Origin of the sequence: Tropicimonas sp. TH_r6 (assembly GCF_033101155.1) — a bacterium.
GTDB lineage: Bacteria > Pseudomonadota > Alphaproteobacteria > Rhodobacterales > Rhodobacteraceae > Tropicimonas.
Genome location: NZ_JAWMPX010000001.1, coordinates 227722 through 244246 on the forward strand (window position 1 = coordinate 227722; position 16525 = coordinate 244246).

At 61.6% G+C, this 16525-nt stretch carries 18 protein-coding genes; 14 read left to right on the forward strand and 4 right to left on the reverse strand.

Translation table 11 applies throughout. The annotated features are described in order from the left end of the window. The first annotated feature begins 107 nt into the window (after positions 1 to 107). Positions 108 to 1352: a threonine ammonia-lyase IlvA gene (ilvA, locus tag R3X27_RS00990; RefSeq protein WP_317706943.1), complete on the forward strand. Its 1245-nt coding sequence runs from the start codon at positions 108 to 110 to the stop codon at positions 1350 to 1352. Between the two features lie 124 nt (positions 1353 to 1476). Here the strand turns inward: ilvA and R3X27_RS00995 are convergent, their stop codons facing one another. Further along, entirely contained in the window at positions 1477 to 1809 is a 333-nt protein-coding gene (locus R3X27_RS00995; protein ID WP_317706944.1) for an Hpt domain-containing protein, read from the reverse strand. A gap of 187 nt (positions 1810 to 1996) precedes the next feature. Here R3X27_RS00995 and R3X27_RS01000 point away from each other — a divergent pair, with 187 nt between their 5' ends. Continuing rightward, positions 1997 to 3265 carry a PP2C family protein-serine/threonine phosphatase gene (locus tag R3X27_RS01000; RefSeq protein WP_317706945.1) on the forward strand — a complete coding sequence of 423 codons (1269 nt, stop codon included), beginning with the start codon at positions 1997 to 1999 and terminating at the stop codon, positions 3263 to 3265. A 38-nt stretch (positions 3266 to 3303) separates the two neighbouring features. Here the strand turns inward: R3X27_RS01000 and R3X27_RS01005 are convergent, their stop codons facing one another. After that, the gene (locus R3X27_RS01005; protein WP_317706946.1) at positions 3304 to 3738 is read right to left on the reverse strand and encodes an NUDIX hydrolase; all 435 of its coding nucleotides are present in this window, start codon (positions 3736 to 3738) and stop codon (positions 3304 to 3306) included. 77 nt (positions 3739 to 3815) lie between these two features. Here R3X27_RS01005 and R3X27_RS01010 point away from each other — a divergent pair, with 77 nt between their 5' ends. The 9 genes from R3X27_RS01010 to R3X27_RS01050 all read left to right on the forward strand — a co-directional run bounded on the left by R3X27_RS01010 (position 3816) and on the right by R3X27_RS01050 (position 13571). Continuing rightward, a complete protein-coding gene (locus R3X27_RS01010) occupies positions 3816 to 4811 on the forward strand; it encodes an Hsp33 family molecular chaperone HslO (protein ID WP_317706947.1) in 996 nt (331 codons plus the stop codon). Next, positions 4798 to 5403: a CoA pyrophosphatase gene (locus R3X27_RS01015; RefSeq protein WP_317706948.1), complete on the forward strand. Its 606-nt coding sequence runs from the start codon at positions 4798 to 4800 to the stop codon at positions 5401 to 5403. The genes R3X27_RS01010 and R3X27_RS01015 overlap by 14 nt, the downstream gene beginning before the upstream one ends. Continuing rightward, entirely contained in the window at positions 5400 to 6557 is a 1158-nt protein-coding gene (locus R3X27_RS01020) for a CCA tRNA nucleotidyltransferase (RefSeq protein ID WP_317706949.1), read from the forward strand. The genes R3X27_RS01015 and R3X27_RS01020 overlap by 4 nt, the downstream gene beginning before the upstream one ends. After that, positions 6554 to 7150 carry a LysE family translocator gene (locus R3X27_RS01025; protein ID WP_317706950.1) on the forward strand — a complete coding sequence of 199 codons (597 nt, stop codon included), beginning with the start codon at positions 6554 to 6556 and terminating at the stop codon, positions 7148 to 7150. The genes R3X27_RS01020 and R3X27_RS01025 overlap by 4 nt, the downstream gene beginning before the upstream one ends. An 80-nt stretch (positions 7151 to 7230) precedes the next feature. Further along, positions 7231 to 9084, forward strand: a complete 1854-nt coding sequence (locus R3X27_RS01030) for an ABC transporter ATP-binding protein (RefSeq protein ID WP_317706951.1) — start codon at positions 7231 to 7233, stop codon at positions 9082 to 9084. Beyond that, positions 9081 to 10913 (forward strand): ABC transporter ATP-binding protein, encoded by a 1833-nt coding sequence (locus R3X27_RS01035; protein WP_317706952.1) that lies wholly within the window; start codon positions 9081 to 9083, stop codon positions 10911 to 10913. Before R3X27_RS01030 ends, R3X27_RS01035 begins: the two co-directional genes overlap by 4 nt. Beyond that, complete coding sequence (locus R3X27_RS01040) at positions 10910 to 12139, forward strand: class I SAM-dependent RNA methyltransferase (RefSeq protein ID WP_317706953.1); 1230 nt, start codon at positions 10910 to 10912, stop codon at positions 12137 to 12139. The genes R3X27_RS01035 and R3X27_RS01040 overlap by 4 nt, the downstream gene beginning before the upstream one ends. A 23-nt stretch (positions 12140 to 12162) precedes the next feature. Then, on the forward strand, positions 12163 to 12981 hold the full coding sequence (locus tag R3X27_RS01045; protein ID WP_317706954.1) for an ion transporter: 819 nt from the start codon (positions 12163 to 12165) through the stop codon (positions 12979 to 12981). Between the two features lie 89 nt (positions 12982 to 13070). Further along, the gene (locus R3X27_RS01050; protein WP_317706955.1) at positions 13071 to 13571 is read left to right on the forward strand and encodes a murein L,D-transpeptidase family protein; all 501 of its coding nucleotides are present in this window, start codon (positions 13071 to 13073) and stop codon (positions 13569 to 13571) included. Here the strand turns inward: R3X27_RS01050 and R3X27_RS01055 are convergent. Further along, a complete protein-coding gene (locus R3X27_RS01055; protein WP_317707172.1) occupies positions 13562 to 14098 on the reverse strand; it encodes a CAP domain-containing protein in 537 nt (178 codons plus the stop codon). The two genes, R3X27_RS01050 and R3X27_RS01055, sit on opposite strands and share 10 nt — an antisense overlap. A 155-nt stretch (positions 14099 to 14253) precedes the next feature. Here R3X27_RS01055 and R3X27_RS01060 point away from each other — a divergent pair, with 155 nt between their 5' ends. From R3X27_RS01060 to R3X27_RS01070, 3 genes are all read left to right on the forward strand, one after another. Continuing rightward, positions 14254 to 14853, forward strand: coding sequence for a L,D-transpeptidase (locus R3X27_RS01060; protein WP_317706956.1), 600 nt, complete (start codon positions 14254 to 14256; stop codon positions 14851 to 14853). Between the two features lie 137 nt (positions 14854 to 14990). Continuing rightward, entirely contained in the window at positions 14991 to 15173 is a 183-nt protein-coding gene (locus R3X27_RS01065) for a hypothetical protein (protein WP_317706957.1), read from the forward strand. Between the two features lie 191 nt (positions 15174 to 15364). Beyond that, the gene (locus R3X27_RS01070) at positions 15365 to 15547 is read left to right on the forward strand and encodes a hypothetical protein (RefSeq protein ID WP_317706958.1); all 183 of its coding nucleotides are present in this window, start codon (positions 15365 to 15367) and stop codon (positions 15545 to 15547) included. An 80-nt stretch (positions 15548 to 15627) separates the two neighbouring features. Here R3X27_RS01070 and R3X27_RS01075 read toward each other — a convergent pair whose 3' ends face one another. Further along, on the reverse strand, positions 15628 to 16521 hold the full coding sequence (locus tag R3X27_RS01075; protein WP_317706959.1) for a ribokinase: 894 nt from the start codon (positions 16519 to 16521) through the stop codon (positions 15628 to 15630). Between the last annotated feature and the right edge of the window lie 4 nt (positions 16522 to 16525).

Consider the following 16525-nt stretch of genomic DNA (forward strand, 5'->3'; position numbering starts at 1 on the left):
CGCTTCCTCGTATCTTGCGTTCGACGCTGCCGTGTAGACGGGAAGACCGGTCCGGGCAAGGCGGATTCCCGTGGCATGGGGCCGCCATTCTTGCTAACGCCCGAATCATGACCAGTTTTGCCGAAAAAGCCCGCGCCGCGACAGAAGAGATGCGCAGCCTCTTCCCCGCCACTCCCCTCCAGCGCAACGACCACCTTTCGGATCGGTTCGGTGCTGAGATATATCTCAAGCGCGAGGACCTCGCACCCGTGCGCTCCTACAAGCTGCGCGGCGCCTTCAACGCAATGCGAAAGGTGTTGGCCAAGCGGCCCGATCAATCGCTCTTCGTCTGCGCCTCGGCGGGCAATCATGCACAGGGCGTCGCATTCGTTTGCCGACATTTCGGTTTGCGCGGCGTGATCTTCATGCCGGTCACGACCCCGCAGCAGAAGATCCAGAAAACGCGGGTTTTCGGTGGAGACAGCATCGAGATCCGGCTCGTCGGCGACTATTTCGACGACACGTTGGCAGAAGCCAAAGCCTGGTGCGTGGCCGAGGGCGGACATTTCCTGGCCCCGTTCGACGATCCGGATGTCATCGAGGGGCAAGCCTCGGTCATGGTCGAAATTCTGAACGAGATGGATCCGCCCGACATGGTCATCCTTCCCGTGGGTGGCGGCGGACTTTCCGGCGGCGTGACGCAATATCTCGAAGAAGTGTCCCCTCTGGTGGGGCTCCGCTATGTGGAGCCGGCCGGCGGCGCAAGCCTGACCGCAGCCGTGGCGGCGGGCCGCCCGGTAAAACTGGAAAAGGTGAATTCCTTCGTCGATGGGGCTGCCGTGGCGCGGATCGGTGATCTGCCCTTTGCCGCGCTCAACCGGGTCGCCCCCGCGGATGTCTTGCGGGCACCGGAAGACCGCATCTGCACCACGATCATCGAGATGCTAAACGTCGAGGGAATCGTTCTGGAACCCGCCGGCGCGCTGTCAGTTGATGTCCTCCCTGATCTCGCCAACCAGATTCGCGGGCGACGTATCGTCTGTGTCACGTCCGGGGGCAATTTCGATTTCGAACGACTTCCAGAGGTCAAGGAACGCGCCCAACGCTATGCAGGCGTCAAGAAATACATTATCCTGCGGCTTCCGCAGCGCCCGGGCGCCTTGCGAGACTTTCTCGACCTGCTCGGTCCGGATGACGACATCGCTCGCTTTGAATACATGAAGAAATCTGCGCGGAACTTCGGTTCTGTCCTCTTGGGGATCGAGACGACCCACAGGGAGAATTTCACGGCATTATTTGCGCGTCTGGAATCGGCTGGGCTGGTTTACAATGACATCACGAGCGACGAGACCTTGTCCGAGTTCGTCATCTGAAGGATGCTCCCGCCACACGCTTCTGGGATCGCCGCTTGCGTCAAGCGCGATGCTTTTTGCTGTGGTCAGATCCAATCAGCCAAATCCGAGAATGATCGGCGACAGATCATCCCAGCCACTCCTCTCAGGCTGCCAACCCCTTTTCGAGACCATCGAAGAACTGCGCTTTCGAACGCTCGAAACATTCGAATATGGGAGCCAAAGCCACGTTTTCAGGCGCCCCACCCGCGGCAATGGTCTCTCCTGAAAGGCACATGGCTGCCAGGCTTCCGAAGCCGAGATTTGCCGAACAGCCCTTCAGAAAGTGCAGATCCTCGTGATACAGATCCGGTTGAGGATCCTTCTTCAGTCGGGACAACAGGCCTTCGACTTCTTCGAGGAAGAGCTCGACAACCTCATCGAAATCTGACTCTCCGATTTCAGATCTGAGTTCGGATACACGCTTCCAATCGATCATCTCATTCTTTCCTACGGCCTGATTCCAGTTCGGGCTGATCACAGGTTACGAGCGAGCGCTTAAAAAATGCTTAGCCTGGATAGTTCTGTAAAATGATAGACTTCATCGAGCGTTAATCCGCCTGTGCCACGAATTGGTTCTGCCGACGTGGCAATAATTACTTCTCGAAGGCGGATCCCGAAACACGATGACAGCAAGTTGCGCAACGAAGGAAGAGCCCGCCGCCCAGTCTCGTGTACTGGTTGTCGATGACAGCCGCCTTCAGCGACGAATCCTGACTGCTTCGCTCAAACGCTGGGGGTTCGAAGTCTCCGAGGCCGGGTCTGGGCCCGAAGCCCTGGAAATCTGCGCGAAGACGCCCCCCGACTTCGTCATCAGCGACTGGATGATGCCCGGAATGAACGGTCCGGAGTTCTGCCAGGCCTTCAGGGCCATGGACCGGGACACATATGGTTACTTCATCCTCCTGACATCCAAATCCGAAGCTGTGGACGTTGCCCAAGGGCTGGATGCCGGTGCAGACGATTTTCTGACAAAGCCTGTCAGCGGAGACGAGCTTCGCGCACGACTCAAAGCAGGAGAGCGCATTCTTCGCATGGAGCAAGAGCTGGTAGACAAGAACCACTTGCTCAGCAGCACATTGACAGAGCTGCAGACTGTCTACGACTCCCTCGATAGCGACCTCGTCGAGGCCCGAAAACTGCAGCAGTCCCTTGTAAAGGAACGGTTCCGAAGTTTCGGCGATTCGCAGGTCTCCCTATTGTTGCGGCCAAGCGGCCATGTCGGCGGCGATCTGGTCGGCTTCTTCCCCATTAACGCCAGCCGCGTCGCCGTCTTTTCAATCGATGTTTCCGGCCACGGTGTGACGTCCGCACTGATGACGGCGCGTCTTGCGGGCTTTCTCTCCGGCAGTTCGGTAGACCAGAATGTTGCTCTCTTCGAAGGCGAGTTCGGTATCTATGATGCCCATCCGCCGGAAATGGTTGCCGAACGCCTCAACGAGCTGACGCTTGACGAGATTCAGACGGAGACCTATTTTACCCTCCTTTTCGCAGAGATCGATCTTGTCAGCGGACACGGAATGCTTGTCCAGGCCGGCCACCCGTATCCCGCGATTCAGCGCGCTGACGGACATATCGAGTTCATCGGCGAAGGAGGCCTGCCAGTGGGGCTCGTTCCCGGGGCCAGTTACCAGAGGGTCGAGTTCGATCTCGGCAAGGGAGATAGGTTGTTCATCGTTTCCGACGGGGTCACCGAATGCGAGACAGCGGATGGCCAAATGTATGACGAGGAAGGCATTCGCCATGCGATGACGGACAATCACAGGCTAAAGGGCCCTGACTTTCTAGAGGCACTAACCTGGAACCTGCATTGCCATGCCGGCGAGAAAGAGTTCACCGACGACGTGTCTGCTGTTCTGTTCGAATTTGGCGGACCGAAGCGGAATGCGGATTAGGGTAGCGTCTCTAGGCTGCCTGAGCCCTGATCGTTGAATCAGATACACAATCGCAAGAAATCACGGTCTCCCGCGTTGCCAAGCACGTTCGCTGCCTCGCGACCTGGCATCCATACGGCCATGTGGCCAGGCTCAGTCGGCGCAGATCGGCGCAGGACAGGAGTCGCAAGGTAGATCGTGCAGAGTTTCTCGGCCCAGAGATCGTAGTCGGGCATAAAAGCGAAACGCCGGAACGCTCCAATGCGCCGCTCGACACGGATCGACCAGCCGGTCTCCTCGAGAACTTCCCGATGCAGCGCTGCCAACGGCTGCTCTCCTGGGTCGATCCCGCCACCGGGAAGCTGGAGTTCCGGCACCGGGGCCGCCTGATGCGTCAGCAATACAAGTCCACCGCGTTCCAAAACCGCATAGACACCCGGTCGCAAACGATAGTTCTTGCCCGCAACAAAACGCTCGCCGACACGTCGGATCATGTCCGCCCCCTTTTCACCACGCATTGCCGCGCCTACATGGCTGCGATATGCCAGCGACAGGCCTGCAAGGAAACCCCATGACCATTGGCTCCAGAATCGCGTGGGACGACACCGTCCTGCCTTTCCAACTCGACCGTTCCGACATTCGCGGCCGGATCGCCCGCCTCGACGGTGTTCTGGATCGCGTCCTGGAACAGCATGATTACCCCCCCGCCATCGAGGCGCTCGTGGCGGAGATGACCCTGCTGACCGCCCTGATCGGCCAGACCATCAAGCTGCGCTGGAAGCTCTCGCTGCAGGTGCGCGGCGACGGGCCAGCGCGATTGATCGCGACCGATTATTACGCGCCCGGCGAGGACGGCACGCCCGCACGCATCCGTGCCTATGCCAGCTTTGATGAAAACCGGCCGCTCGACGGCGACCCGTTCAAGCTGATCGGCAAGGGCTATTTTGCGATCCTGATCGACCAGGGCGGCGGCACCGCGCCCTATCAAGGCATCACGCCGATTGCCGGCGACAGCCTTGGGCAATGTGCCGAGACCTATTTCGCGCAATCCGAACAACTTCCGACCCGCTTCGAGTTGAGCTTCGGGCATTCGACCGGCCAAGACCATTCCGGCTGGCGGGCAGGTGGAATCATGCTGCAATCCATGCCGAAGGCCGCGCCTGCGATCGCGGCCGAGAAAGGCGAAGAGGCACCACGCCTGCTAACCGCCGACGATATCCTCGAAGGCGAAGAGGGCGAGAACTGGCAACGTGCCAATATTCTCCTCGACACGGTCGGGGAGTTGGAACTGGTCGGCCCGTCCGTCCAGCCGACCGAACTGCTCGTCCGGCTCTTCAATGAAGAGATTCCCCGGGTCTTTGACAGCCAGCCTGTCGAATTCGGCTGCACCTGTTCGGAAGACAAGGTCCGGCAGTCGCTCTCGATCTACTCGGCGCGGGATATCGGCCACATGACAACCGACGCGGGCACGGTAACCGCAGACTGCCAGTTCTGTGGCGCGCATTACGTCTTCGATCCCAGGACGCTCGGCTTCGAAGCCGAGGAGGTGCCGGGTGACAAGTCGTGACGCACTCCGGGAACAGCTGCTCGGCGCAATAGACGCGCCGGGCAGCCCGTCCTCGGATTATGACCTTAATGCCGATGTCCAGCTGCCGCCGAATCGCAAGCTTCGGGCGGCGGCCGTGCTGGTGCCGATCTCGCTGGAGCCGCGCGGCGTGCGGCTCTACCTGACCAAACGGTCGTCGCGGCTCAAGCACCATCCGGGGCAGGTCGCCTTTCCGGGCGGCAAGCTGGACGAAGGCGATTCCGGAACCGAGGCCGCCGCCCTGCGCGAGGCGCAGGAGGAGATCGGGCTGGCTCCCGAGACGGTCGAAATCCTGGGAACGCTGCCGAGCCATGAAACCGTCACCGGCTTCGACGTAACCCCGGTTGTCGGGCTGTTGCATCAGAGCTTCGAGCCAGTGCCCGAGCCGGGCGAAGTTCAGGAAGTTTTCACCGTCCCGCTGGAGCTGGTTACAAATCCCGACCGCTTCTCTATCGAGCGGAGGCGCTGGCGCGGAAGCTGGCGCAGCTTCTACACGGTTCCGCATGGGCCATATTATATCTGGGGCGCAACAGCGCGTATGCTCCGTGCCCTTGCCGATCGGATGCCGAAATGAAAATCGACGCGCCCTGGCTCGACGCTCCGGAAGTGCAGCATATCTGCGCGCTGTTGGAAGCGGCGGGGCACAGGGCGCTCTTTGTCGGCGGATGCGTTCGGAATACGCTGCTCGGCTATCCTGTCAGCGACCATGATCTCTCGACCGACGCGACGCCGCAAACCGTCATCGCTCTGATGAAGGATGCCGGGCTGAAAGTCATCCCGACCGGGATCGAACATGGAACCGTGACTGTCGTCATCTCCGACGAGGTCTTCGAGATAACGACATTCCGGCTGGATGTCGCCACCGATGGGCGCCGCGCGGTGGTTCGCTTCGCGACCGATGTCCACGCCGACGCGCGACGGCGCGACTTCACCATGAACGCGATCTATTGCGACTGCCGGGGCGATATTGTCGATCCGTTGGACGGAATGCCCGACCTGCGCGCCCGGCGGTTGCGCTTTGTTGGCCAGGCAAAAAACAGGGTGCGGGAGGATTACCTCCGGATTCTGCGGTTCTTCCGTTTCTCTGCCTGGTATGCCGACCCCGAACAGGGAATGGATCCCGACGCGCTTGAGGCCTGCGCGACCCATCTCGACGGGCTGTCGCGTATTTCGGCAGAACGGGTTGGTGCGGAGATGCGAAAGCTGCTCTCGGCGCCAGAGCCGAGCCAGGCCGTGTCGGTTATGCAGACGACCGGCGTACTGAACACGATCCTGCCCGGCGCGGACGTGACCGCACTGCCGATCCTCGTGCACCTGGAGGAGTTGCTCGGTCGCGCGCCCGACCCCGTTCTGCGGCTCGCCGCTCTTGGAGGCGAAGATGTCTCCCGACGCCTGCGCCTGAGTCGACGTGATGCGCGACGGCTGCAGGCCGTTTCCGACGCCGCGCGTTCCGGCCAATCCGCAGGCGAGATGGGCTATCGGCTCGGCGAGACCGACGGAACCGCCGCCGTGATCCTGCAGGATGCGTTGATGGGCGTAACCGTGCCGCCGCAAGCGCTGGAAGCAGCGGCGCACGGGGCTGATGCGGTGTTCCCCGTCAAGGCGCAGGATCTGATGCCGGCCCTGTCCGGCTCGGAGATCGGGACTGCGATGAAGAGTCTGGAACGACTCTGGATCGAGTCCGGCTTCAAGCTCGACCGCGAGGCCTTGCTGGCGAGCCTGTCATGACCTTTGATGCCTTTCTTGCCCTGCTGGCGCTCTCCGCGGTGGCCGCGTTCTCACCCGGACCAAACAACGCGCTCGTGGCAAGCTCCGGCGCCACCTTCGGACTGTGGCGAACCTGGCCGCACGTGCTGGGAATTGCGTTTGGCTTCCCGGTCATGATCTTCCTTGTCGGGTTCTTCCTTGGCGAGCTTTTTCAGACCTCGCCACTCTTGCGCGAGGCGCTCCGCTGGATGGGCGCGGCGATCCTGCTTTGGCTGGCCTGGAAAATCGCAACAACGGGCGGCCTCGGAGCGCCAGGCAAGGAACCTCGGCCGTTCACCTTCCTCGAAGCGGCCGCCTTCCAATGGATCAACCCCAAGGGTTGGGCCATGGCAATTGCCATAACGGTGCAATTTATCCGCCCCGAAGCGCCGCTCGCCTCTGCGCTGACCCTTGGCAGCGTCTTCGTTTTCATGGGGCTGAGCTCTGCCACGATCTGGGCTCTTCTTGGCCAGGCGATCACCGGTTGGTTGAGCAACCCGCGCAAACTCCGTGCCTTCAACATCGCCATGGCGGCGATCCTTGCCGCCTGCGTGGCGCTGCTCTTCCTCGAGTGACCCCGCTTTTCCCGCCTCGAGATTTCCTGTAACACGGACCTGCTATCTCTGGCCCTCCCCATTGCCAAAGGCAGATCCCCGTGTTCCGACGCTTCGAAAAACTTGTCGATCCTTATACGCCGTATGAGGAGACCGACACGCCGCCGAGCCGGCTGTGGCCCTTCCTCTGGGCCTATTCTCAGCCGTTCAAGCGGGTTTTCGTGGTGGCCGCGCTGCTCTCTGTCATCGTGGCGGCGGTCGAGATCGGGCTGATCCACTACATGGGGCGCGTGGTCGATATCCTCTCCAAGACCTCCCCGGCCGAGGTCTGGACGGAGTATCGCTGGGAGCTGATCGGCATTGCCGCTTTTATCCTCCTGTTGCGGCCACTTCTTCAGGCGCTCGATGTGCTGGTGCTCAACAACGGCATCATGCCGAATTTCGGCACGCTGATCCGTTGGCGTTCGCACAGGCACGTGCTTCGACAATCGGTCGGCTGGTTCGAGAATGATTTTGCCGGGCGGATCGCCAACCGGATCATGCAGACCCCGCCCGCCGCCGGCGAGGCGATTTTCCAGGTCTTCGACGCACTGACCTTCGCGCTGGCTTATCTCGTCGGCGCTGCTGTTCTGCTCGCACAGGCCGATGCGCGACTGACCCTGCCTCTGCTCCTGTGGTTCGCCGCCTATGCGCTGCTGCTGCGCTGGACGATCAATCGGGTCGGGCCGGCCTCCAAGGCGGCGTCCGATGCGCGCAGCGAAGTCACCGGGCGCGTGGTCGACAGCTACACCAATATCCATTCGGTCAAGATGTTCGCCCATCACGACCGCGAGCTGGACTATGCGAAGGAAGCCATCGAGACCACGCGCCGGACCTTCCAGAAGGAAATGCGGATCTACACGGTCATGGATATCTCGCTGACAATCATCAATGGCTGGCTGATTGTCGGTGTCGTTGGCTGGTGCGTGGCGCTCTGGATGCAAGGGTCCGCCTCTGTCGGCGTGGTCGCCGCCGCCACCGCGCTGACACTGCGGCTCAACGCCATGACGGGCTGGATCATGTGGGCCGTTTCGTCCTTCTTCCGCAATCTTGGCGTCGTGGCCGAGGGGATGGAGACCATTGCCCAGCCCATCGAACTGACCGACGCACCGAACGCCCCAACGCTGGAGCTGACCGAGGGGCGGATCACCTTCGACGCTGTCAGCCACCATTATGGGCGCGGCGCCGGCGGGCTGGACCGGCTGACGTTGGACATCGCGCCGGGCGAGAAGGTCGGGCTGATCGGACGCTCCGGGGCTGGCAAATCGACACTGGTGAAGCTGTTGCTCCGCTTCTACGATCCCGAGGACGGCCATATCGAGATCGACGGGCAGGACGTGACCAGCGTTGCGCAGGACAGCCTTCGAAGCCATATCGGCATGGTGCAGCAGGATTCCGCATTGCTGCATCGCTCGATTGCCGAGAACATCCTCTATGGTCGCCCCGATGCAACCGAGGCGGAGATGATTGCCGCCGCAAAACGCGCCGCGGCGCATGAATTCATCGAGGAGTTGAGCGATCACGAGGGTCAGTCCGGCTATGACGCAAAGGTCGGCGAACGCGGCGTGAAGCTGTCTGGCGGGCAACGCCAGCGGATCGCGCTGGCCCGTGTCATCCTCAAGGATGCGCCAATTCTCCTGCTCGACGAAGCAACCTCCGCGCTCGACAGCGAAATCGAGGCCGCCATCCAGGACACGCTTTACGGCGTGATGGAAGGCAAGACCGTGATCGCCATCGCTCACCGGCTCTCGACCATCGCCAGAATGGACCGCATCCTCGTGCTGGATGACGGCCATATCGCAGAGCAGGGCACGCATGCCGAACTGCTGGCCGCGGGCGGGCTCTATGCGCGCTTCTGGCAGCGTCAATCGGGCGGGTTCATCGGACTCGATTCGAGTGGAGAAGCCGCCGAATGAAACTCACCGATCTGATCCCCTCCTTCGCGCCGGCCGAAGGCCCGCCGCCGCGACGTCTCCTCGCCTTCCTGCAATGGTGCCTGAAAGGCTCCCTGCCAGTGCTGCTTGGCGCCGGGATGCTGTCCGCCGTGGTCGGCACGCTGGAGGTCATCTCCGCGCTGCTGCTCGGCCGGATCATCGACACGGCGCTGGAGAGCGGGCCGGAGACATTCTTCGCCAGCAACCTGCCGCTCCTGCTCGGCGCGCTGGTGTTTTTTGTCCTGCTGCGGCCCTTCTTCTTCGGCGCATCGGCGGCGGCCAATGCTGTGGTCGTGCAACCCAACGTGACCCCTCTCGTGCTCTCGCGCCTGCACCGCTGGACCATGGGCCAGTCCGTCACCTTCTTCGACAATGACTTCGCGGGGCGCATCGCGCAGAAACAGATGCAGACCGCTCGCGCGGTCACCGATGTCGTCTCCGAGATCATCAACGTGGTCTTCTTCGCGCTGGCCTCGCTGATCGGCTCGGCGCTGCTGCTGACCTCGATCGACTGGCGCGTCGCGCTGGCGCTCTCTGTCTGGCTGGTCGGCTATATCGCGCTGATCTCCTATTTCCTGCCGCGCATCCGCATTCGCGCCAAGGCAAGGGCCAATGCGCGCGCCAATGTCTCCGGGCAGGTGGTCGACACGATCACCAATATCAAGACGGTCAAGCTCTTTGCACATCTGGGCCACGAGGATCGCGCCGCTCTTGGCGCCATGGGGGATTTCCGCGACACCGCGATCCGGTTCGGCACCCTCGCTTCCGTCTTCCGCACCGTGCTGATGACGCTGGCCGGGATGCTGCCGGTGCTGCTGATCGGCGGCACGCTGCTGCTCTGGAGACAAGGGATCGCCACGCCGGGCGACATTGCCGCCGCCGGTGCCATCGCCATCCGCATCGCGCAGATGACCGGCTGGGTCTCCTTCACGCTGATGACCATCTATTCGAATATCGGCGAGGTCGAGGATGGCATGCGCACCCTGACCGTACCGCATTCACTGACCGACGCGCCGAACGCCGCTGCCCTGCCGCCCTCCCGCGGTGAGGTGGTCTTCGACGAGATCGGCTTCACCTATGGGCGCGGGCTTGGCGGGGTCGACGGGGTCTCCCTGACCCTGCACCCGGGCGAGAAGGTCGGGCTGGTCGGCGCTTCGGGCGCTGGCAAGTCGACCCTGGTGAACCTCCTCCTGCGGTTGCACGATCCCGAAAACGGCGCCGTGCAGATCGACGGGCAGGACATCCGTGCGATCACCCAGAACAGCCTGCGCCGGCAGATCGGGATGGTCACGCAGGAGACAGAGATGTTCAACCGCTCCGCGCGGGACAACCTGCTCTATGGTCGCCCCGAGGCAACCGATGCCGAAATGATCGCCGCCGCGCAGCGGGCGGAGGCGCATGAGTTCATCCTCGGACTACAGGATTTCAAGGGCCGAGAAGGTTATGACGCGCATCTCGGCGAACGCGGCGTGCGGCTTTCCGGCGGGCAACGGCAACGGATCGCACTGGCTCGGGCGATCCTGAAGAACGCGCCGATCCTTGTGCTGGACGAGGCGACTTCGGCGCTGGATTCGGAGGTCGAGGCACAGATCCAGGCCGCGCTGGACCGGGTGATGGAGGGCAAGACCGTGCTCGCGATCGCGCACCGGCTCTCGACCATCGCCCGGATGGATCGCATTATCGTGCTCGACGCGGGCCAGATCGCCGAGGAAGGCAGCCATGCCGCGCTTCTGGCGCAGGACGGGCTCTATGCGCGCTATTGGCGGCGCCAATCGGGCGGTTTTCTCAATATCGACGAGGCGGCGGAATGAACGGACAAGTCGTGGAACGGCTGGGGCATCTGGGCGACGGTATCCTCGACGGACCGGTCTTTGCGGCGCGCTGTCTGCCGGGAGAGGTGATCGACGGCGAAACCGTCGATGGTCGGATCGCGGCGCCGCGTATCCTTGAACCCTCGCCGCATCGCGTCTCGCCGCCCTGCAGGCACTACAAGAGCTGCGGCGGTTGCGCGGTGCAGCACGCGTCGGACGCCTTCGTCGCCGAGTGGAAGACCGGGATCGTCCGAACCGCGCTTGAAGCCCAGGGATTGGAGACCGAATTCCGCCCGGTGCACATCTCGCCGCCCAAAAGTCGGCGTCGTGCGGTGTTTTCCGGTCGGCGGACGAAAAAGGATGTGCTGATCGGCTTTCATGCCCGCGCCTCGGAAACCTTGATCGAGGTTCCCGACTGTCAGCTTCTGCGCCCGGAGCTGCTGGCAACGCATCCGGCGTTGGCGGAAATGACTCGTGTCGGCGCGTCGCGCAAGGCTGAGCTGAGTTTCACCGTGACGCTGACAGAAGAAGGCCCGGAGATCGCCGTGGAGGGTGGCAAACCGCTGGATCTTCCGCTCCGCGCGGCCCTTGGCGCGATTGCGGAAGAGCATGAGTTGGCGCGGCTGAACTGGGGCGATGAGCAGGTCGCGCAGCGGGCGCGGCCCCTGGTTCGCTTTGAAGGCATCTCGGTCGAACCGCCGCCCGGTGCTTTCCTGCAGGCAACTGAAGATGGCGAGGCCACGCTGCGCGACGCGGTGCGGGAGATTGTCGAGGATGCCGGGCGCATCGCCGATCTCTTCTCGGGATGCGGGACATTTGCCCTGCCCCTCGCAAAACAGGCCGAGATCCACGCGGTCGAGGGGATGGATGCGCTGACCCATGCGCTGGCCGCCGGTTGGCGGAACGCGACCGGACTCAAGCAGGTCACGGTCGAGACGCGAGACCTCTTCCGCCGGCCACTTCTCCCCGATGAGCTCGCGAAATTCGACGCCATCGTAATCGACCCGCCCCGCGCGGGCGCCCAGGCGCAATGTGCGGAGATCGCCCGGTCCAAGGTCGAGCGGGTCGCGTTCGTTTCCTGCAATCCTGTGACCTTCGCCCGCGACGCAGCACTGCTCGTTCAGGCCGGATTCCACCTCGAATGGCTGCTTCCTGTCGACCAGTTCCGCTGGTCCACGCATGTCGAACTTGCAGCCTGCTTCTCGCGCAACCATATCGGCGCGTGAGACGGACGAACGCGAGGGAAGACATGCGAGAGACACTGAAGACCTGGCTGGAACGCCCGAAGGTCGGCAATTTCATCATTGGCGTGATCCTGTTCAATGCCGTCCTTCTCGGGCTCGAAACCTATCCGGCGGTCATGAACCGGGCTGGCGGGGTGATCATTGCGCTCGACAACCTCTGCCTGACGATCTTTGTCCTCGAGATCCTGGCAAAGCTCATCGCTTACCGTTTCGGCTTTTTCCGAAACCCCTGGAATATCTTCGATTTCGTGATCGTCGGCATAGCGCTGGTGCCAGCGGCCCATGCCTTCTCCGTCCTGCGGGCCCTTCGCATCCTCCGGGTTCTGCGTGTGATCTCGGTCATGCCGCGACTGCGCCGAGTGGTCGAAGGTTTCGTCTCGGCCTTGCCGGGGATGGGTTCGGTCTTTTTGCTCATGGCTTTGGTCTTCTATATCGGCGCGGTCATGGCGACCAAGCTCTATGGCCAGAGCTTCCCAGATTGGTTCGGATCGCTCGGAAATTCGTTCTATTCGCTTTTCCAGATCATGACGCTGGAGAGTTGGTCCATGGGCATCGTCCGTCCGGTCATGGCCGAACATCCCGGCGCCTGGGCCTTTTTCGTGCCCTTCATCCTGCTGACGACCTTCGCGGTCGTGAACCTCCTTGTCGGTCTTATCGTCAACTCGATGCAGGATGCCCATCACGAGGAGGATGTCGCAGAGACCGGCGTCTTTCGCGATGACGTTCTAGGCCGGCTGGACGAGATTGAGCGGTTGCTGCGGCAGCAGTCGGGCGGATCGAGCCACGAGACGAAAGCAGGTGAGGACCGGGTCACGGCTCCGTGATCGCTCTCTACCCTTCGCCGCGCTTCATTTCAGAACGATTTTAAGGTAGATCATCAGGCAAAACTCAGAAAACGAGGCAGTTCACGAGCATGACGGTCCACAGACGATCCCTTCTCGCAGGCGGCGCGGCGCTGACGCTGGCGGCCTGTTCGTCCAGCAAATTCAAGACCTATAACGGTCCCGAAGTGACACGGCTTCAGGTGGTCAAGAACCGCCGCCGGCTGTACATCTTCAACTACAAGGAATTGCTGGCCGAATACAAGATTCACCTTGGCAACAATACCCAGGGCCCAAAGCAGTTCCGCGGCGATGGCAAGACCCCCGAGGGCGCTTATGTCGTTGACAGGCGCAACCCGCGCAGCTCCTTCCACTTGTCGCTCGGTATTTCATATCCGAACGAGGCCGACCGCGCCTATGCTGCTGCGCTCGGTCGGGATCCGGGTGGCGATATCTTCATCCATGGTGATCGCCGGCCGGACGATCCCCGCGGCAAGGACTGGACGGCGGGATGTATCGCCGTCAAGGACAAGCAGATGGAAGATATCTATGCGATGGTGCGCACGGGCACACCGATCGACATTCACCCCTGAATGCCGGCGGCGGGGTTGGCGGCCGGAAGCGCCGTCGCCCCATACCCGCCGGTGATCAGGGTCCACCAGATCTTGCCGTTTTTCTCCTGATACCAGGCGATGCCAAGATCGCGCGCTTCGGGATCCATGATCACGTTGCGCGTGTCAGGCTTGTCCATCCAAGCGCCGAGTGTCTCGACTTCACTCTCATAGGTCTCGGAGATATTCTCGCCAAGCAACTTGCCGGAATAGCCCGCGCGCGCGACGCGTTCGAGCGGCGAAGAGCCGTCTGATCCGAAGTGCCAAGGACGATTCTGGGCCGACATATCCCGCGAGTGGGATGATGCCGCGGAGTTGAGCTGCGAATTGAGCTGCAGCGTGGAGAGGCCGGCCGCAGTTCGATATGAGTTGATCGAGTCGAGTGTTCGATACTGGATCTTGGCCGTGTCACCCGAGGAGATCCGATAGCCACCCGATCCACCGGTGGAGCCGCCACAAGCGGTCAGAAGAAGCGCCATTGCGGCAAGAAGGGCATAAAGGCTTTTCATAACGTCGGCACCCATCGCTTTGTTCCCGAGTCGTCTAGCGGGAAGCAGATACGGTTTCAAACACTTCGCTCTGCGCACAAGCGTTTGATTTGCGAACGCGTCCGCGACGCAATATCATCCGGTGTCACACCGAGGCGGATTTCGACGAGGATTCAATGACTGATTCGACTGAAACAAACCTGAACCGGCGACGATTTCTCGGAGCGGGGACCGCGCTGCTTGGTGGGTTCGCAACACCCGCGCTCGCCCAGACTTCCGTCTTTGAGCCGATTCCGGATGAAGATCCTTCCGTTCAGCGCAATATTTCCAGCTTCCGCTCGCTAAGCTGGCAGCCCTATTTCTCGTCCACGGCGGGCGGCGCGATCCTTGTCGACACCACGTCTCGAGCGCTGCATTACTGGTCCGCCGACCAGACGGTCTACAAGCTGTACCCGACCAGCGTGCCGATCTCCGAGGAACTCACCCGCCGCGGCCGCACGTCTGTTGTGCGCAAGGTGGAAGGTCCATCCTGGGCGCCAACCCCGTCGATGAAGAAGCGCAACCCGGAATGGCCCGACTTCGTGCCGCCGGGACCTGACAACCCGCTCGGGACTCATGCACTCTACCTAGGGTGGAAGTACTATCGAATCCACGGGACTCACGACACGCGCAAAATCGGCCGGAGATCGTCCAACGGGTGTATTGGTCTTTATAACGAGCATATCGCAGAGCTTTACGCGATGGTTTCCAACGGCGCACAGGTATTGCTGATATAATTGGCACACTTGGAGCGTGTGCGCGGTGTTGACTATTGCTCGATCAGGCCTAGTCTGGAATCGTCTTCTTACGAGGAATGACTTTGGGCACGGGCCTCTTATCGGCTTCAGTGTCCGTGCAAACTACGGAGGTTGTCATGAAGAAACTCGTTCTCGCCGCTACCCTGTCGCTCGCCGCGACCGCCAGCTTTGCCGGTGGATACGAAGAGCCGATCATTGAGCCGGTCATCATCGAAGAAGAAACTGGTTCCTCGGGTGGCGTTTGGCTCCCCTTGGCGATCTTCGTCGTAATCGCAGCCGCTGCGGCCAGCTGCAGCTAATCCAAGTTTAGCCTCCAGTTTGGGCAGGTGTTGCCAATTTGACGACATCGAGTTCCGGGTAGTTTGAGCCCATAGCTCGGCAATTGCCAAACTGAGTTTCCTCTGCGAGGAATTGATCACGAGGTACAAACTACTTGGGGCGCGGGTGTCCTCGCTATGTGCATGCGCCCGTGCATAAACTGGAGATTTACATGAAAAAGCTTGCCCTTGCAGCTGCCCTGTCGCTCGCCGCTACCGCCACGTTCGCTGGTGGTTATGAAGAGCCCATCATTGAGCCGGTCATCATCGAAGAAGAAACCGGTTCCTCGGGTGGCGTTTGGCTCCCGCTCGCGATCTTCGTCGTGATCGCAGCCGCCGCAGCCAGCTGCAGCTAAGATCGCAAGATCTCGAAAATTGGAAAAAGGCGGGTTTCTGACCCGCCTTTTTTCTTGCCGACTTGCCTGACACCATCGGCCTATTGTGCCGCGGGGAGAGATTCGAGGAACAGGCGGACCTCTGACAGCGACGGAATCGCCTCAGAGGTTCCCGGACGGGTTACTTTCAGAGCGGCAGCCCCGACCGCAAGTTCCAGGCATTCTGCAACCGCCAAGCCCTGATCCTGTCCAGCACAGAAATAGCCGGCAAAGGTATCGCCAGCGCCCGTCGTGTCCACCGGATCGACCTTTGGCGCAGGAACGAACAGGCTTTCGCCCTCCTTGAGATCATGCCAAGTCGCCCCTTTTGCGCCTCGCGTCACGAGCAATTCCGGCACCGGCAGCGCCGTAATCTCCACGCCAAGCGCTTCGGCGAGTTGCGCTGCCTCGACAGAATTCACGGCCAATAGATCAGCATGCGGCAGCATTTCCCGCACGGATTCCAAATCGAATGGCGCTGCGGAATACACCACCCGCATGCCCCGCGCCTTGGCCCGCTGGGCGGCAAAGGCCTGTGCGTTGGTTTCGTTCTGAATCAGCAGCGTGTCTTTCGGTTTCGCGCGCGACAGCGCTGTCTTGACGTCCGCGTCCTCGATCATCCGATTGGTACCGGGGAAAATCACAATCCGGTTTTCGCCATCGGGGGTGACAAAAATCAGGGCATGACCCGTCGGCCCAGTCAGTTCGATGGCGACATGAGTGACATCCACCCCCATCGACTTGAGCTGTTCCACAGCCCAGACCCCTTCGCCACCGACTGACCCGATATGATGGACCACGGATCCCGCCCGTGCGGCAGCGACAGACTGGTTGGCGCCCTTGCCACCCAATCCGTTGACGCAGCCATCTGCGGCGACCGTTTCACCATCCATCGGACAGTGAGTCACCTGATAGAACCAGTCGGTATTGATAGAACCCAGGTTGTAGAGTGCCATGTCG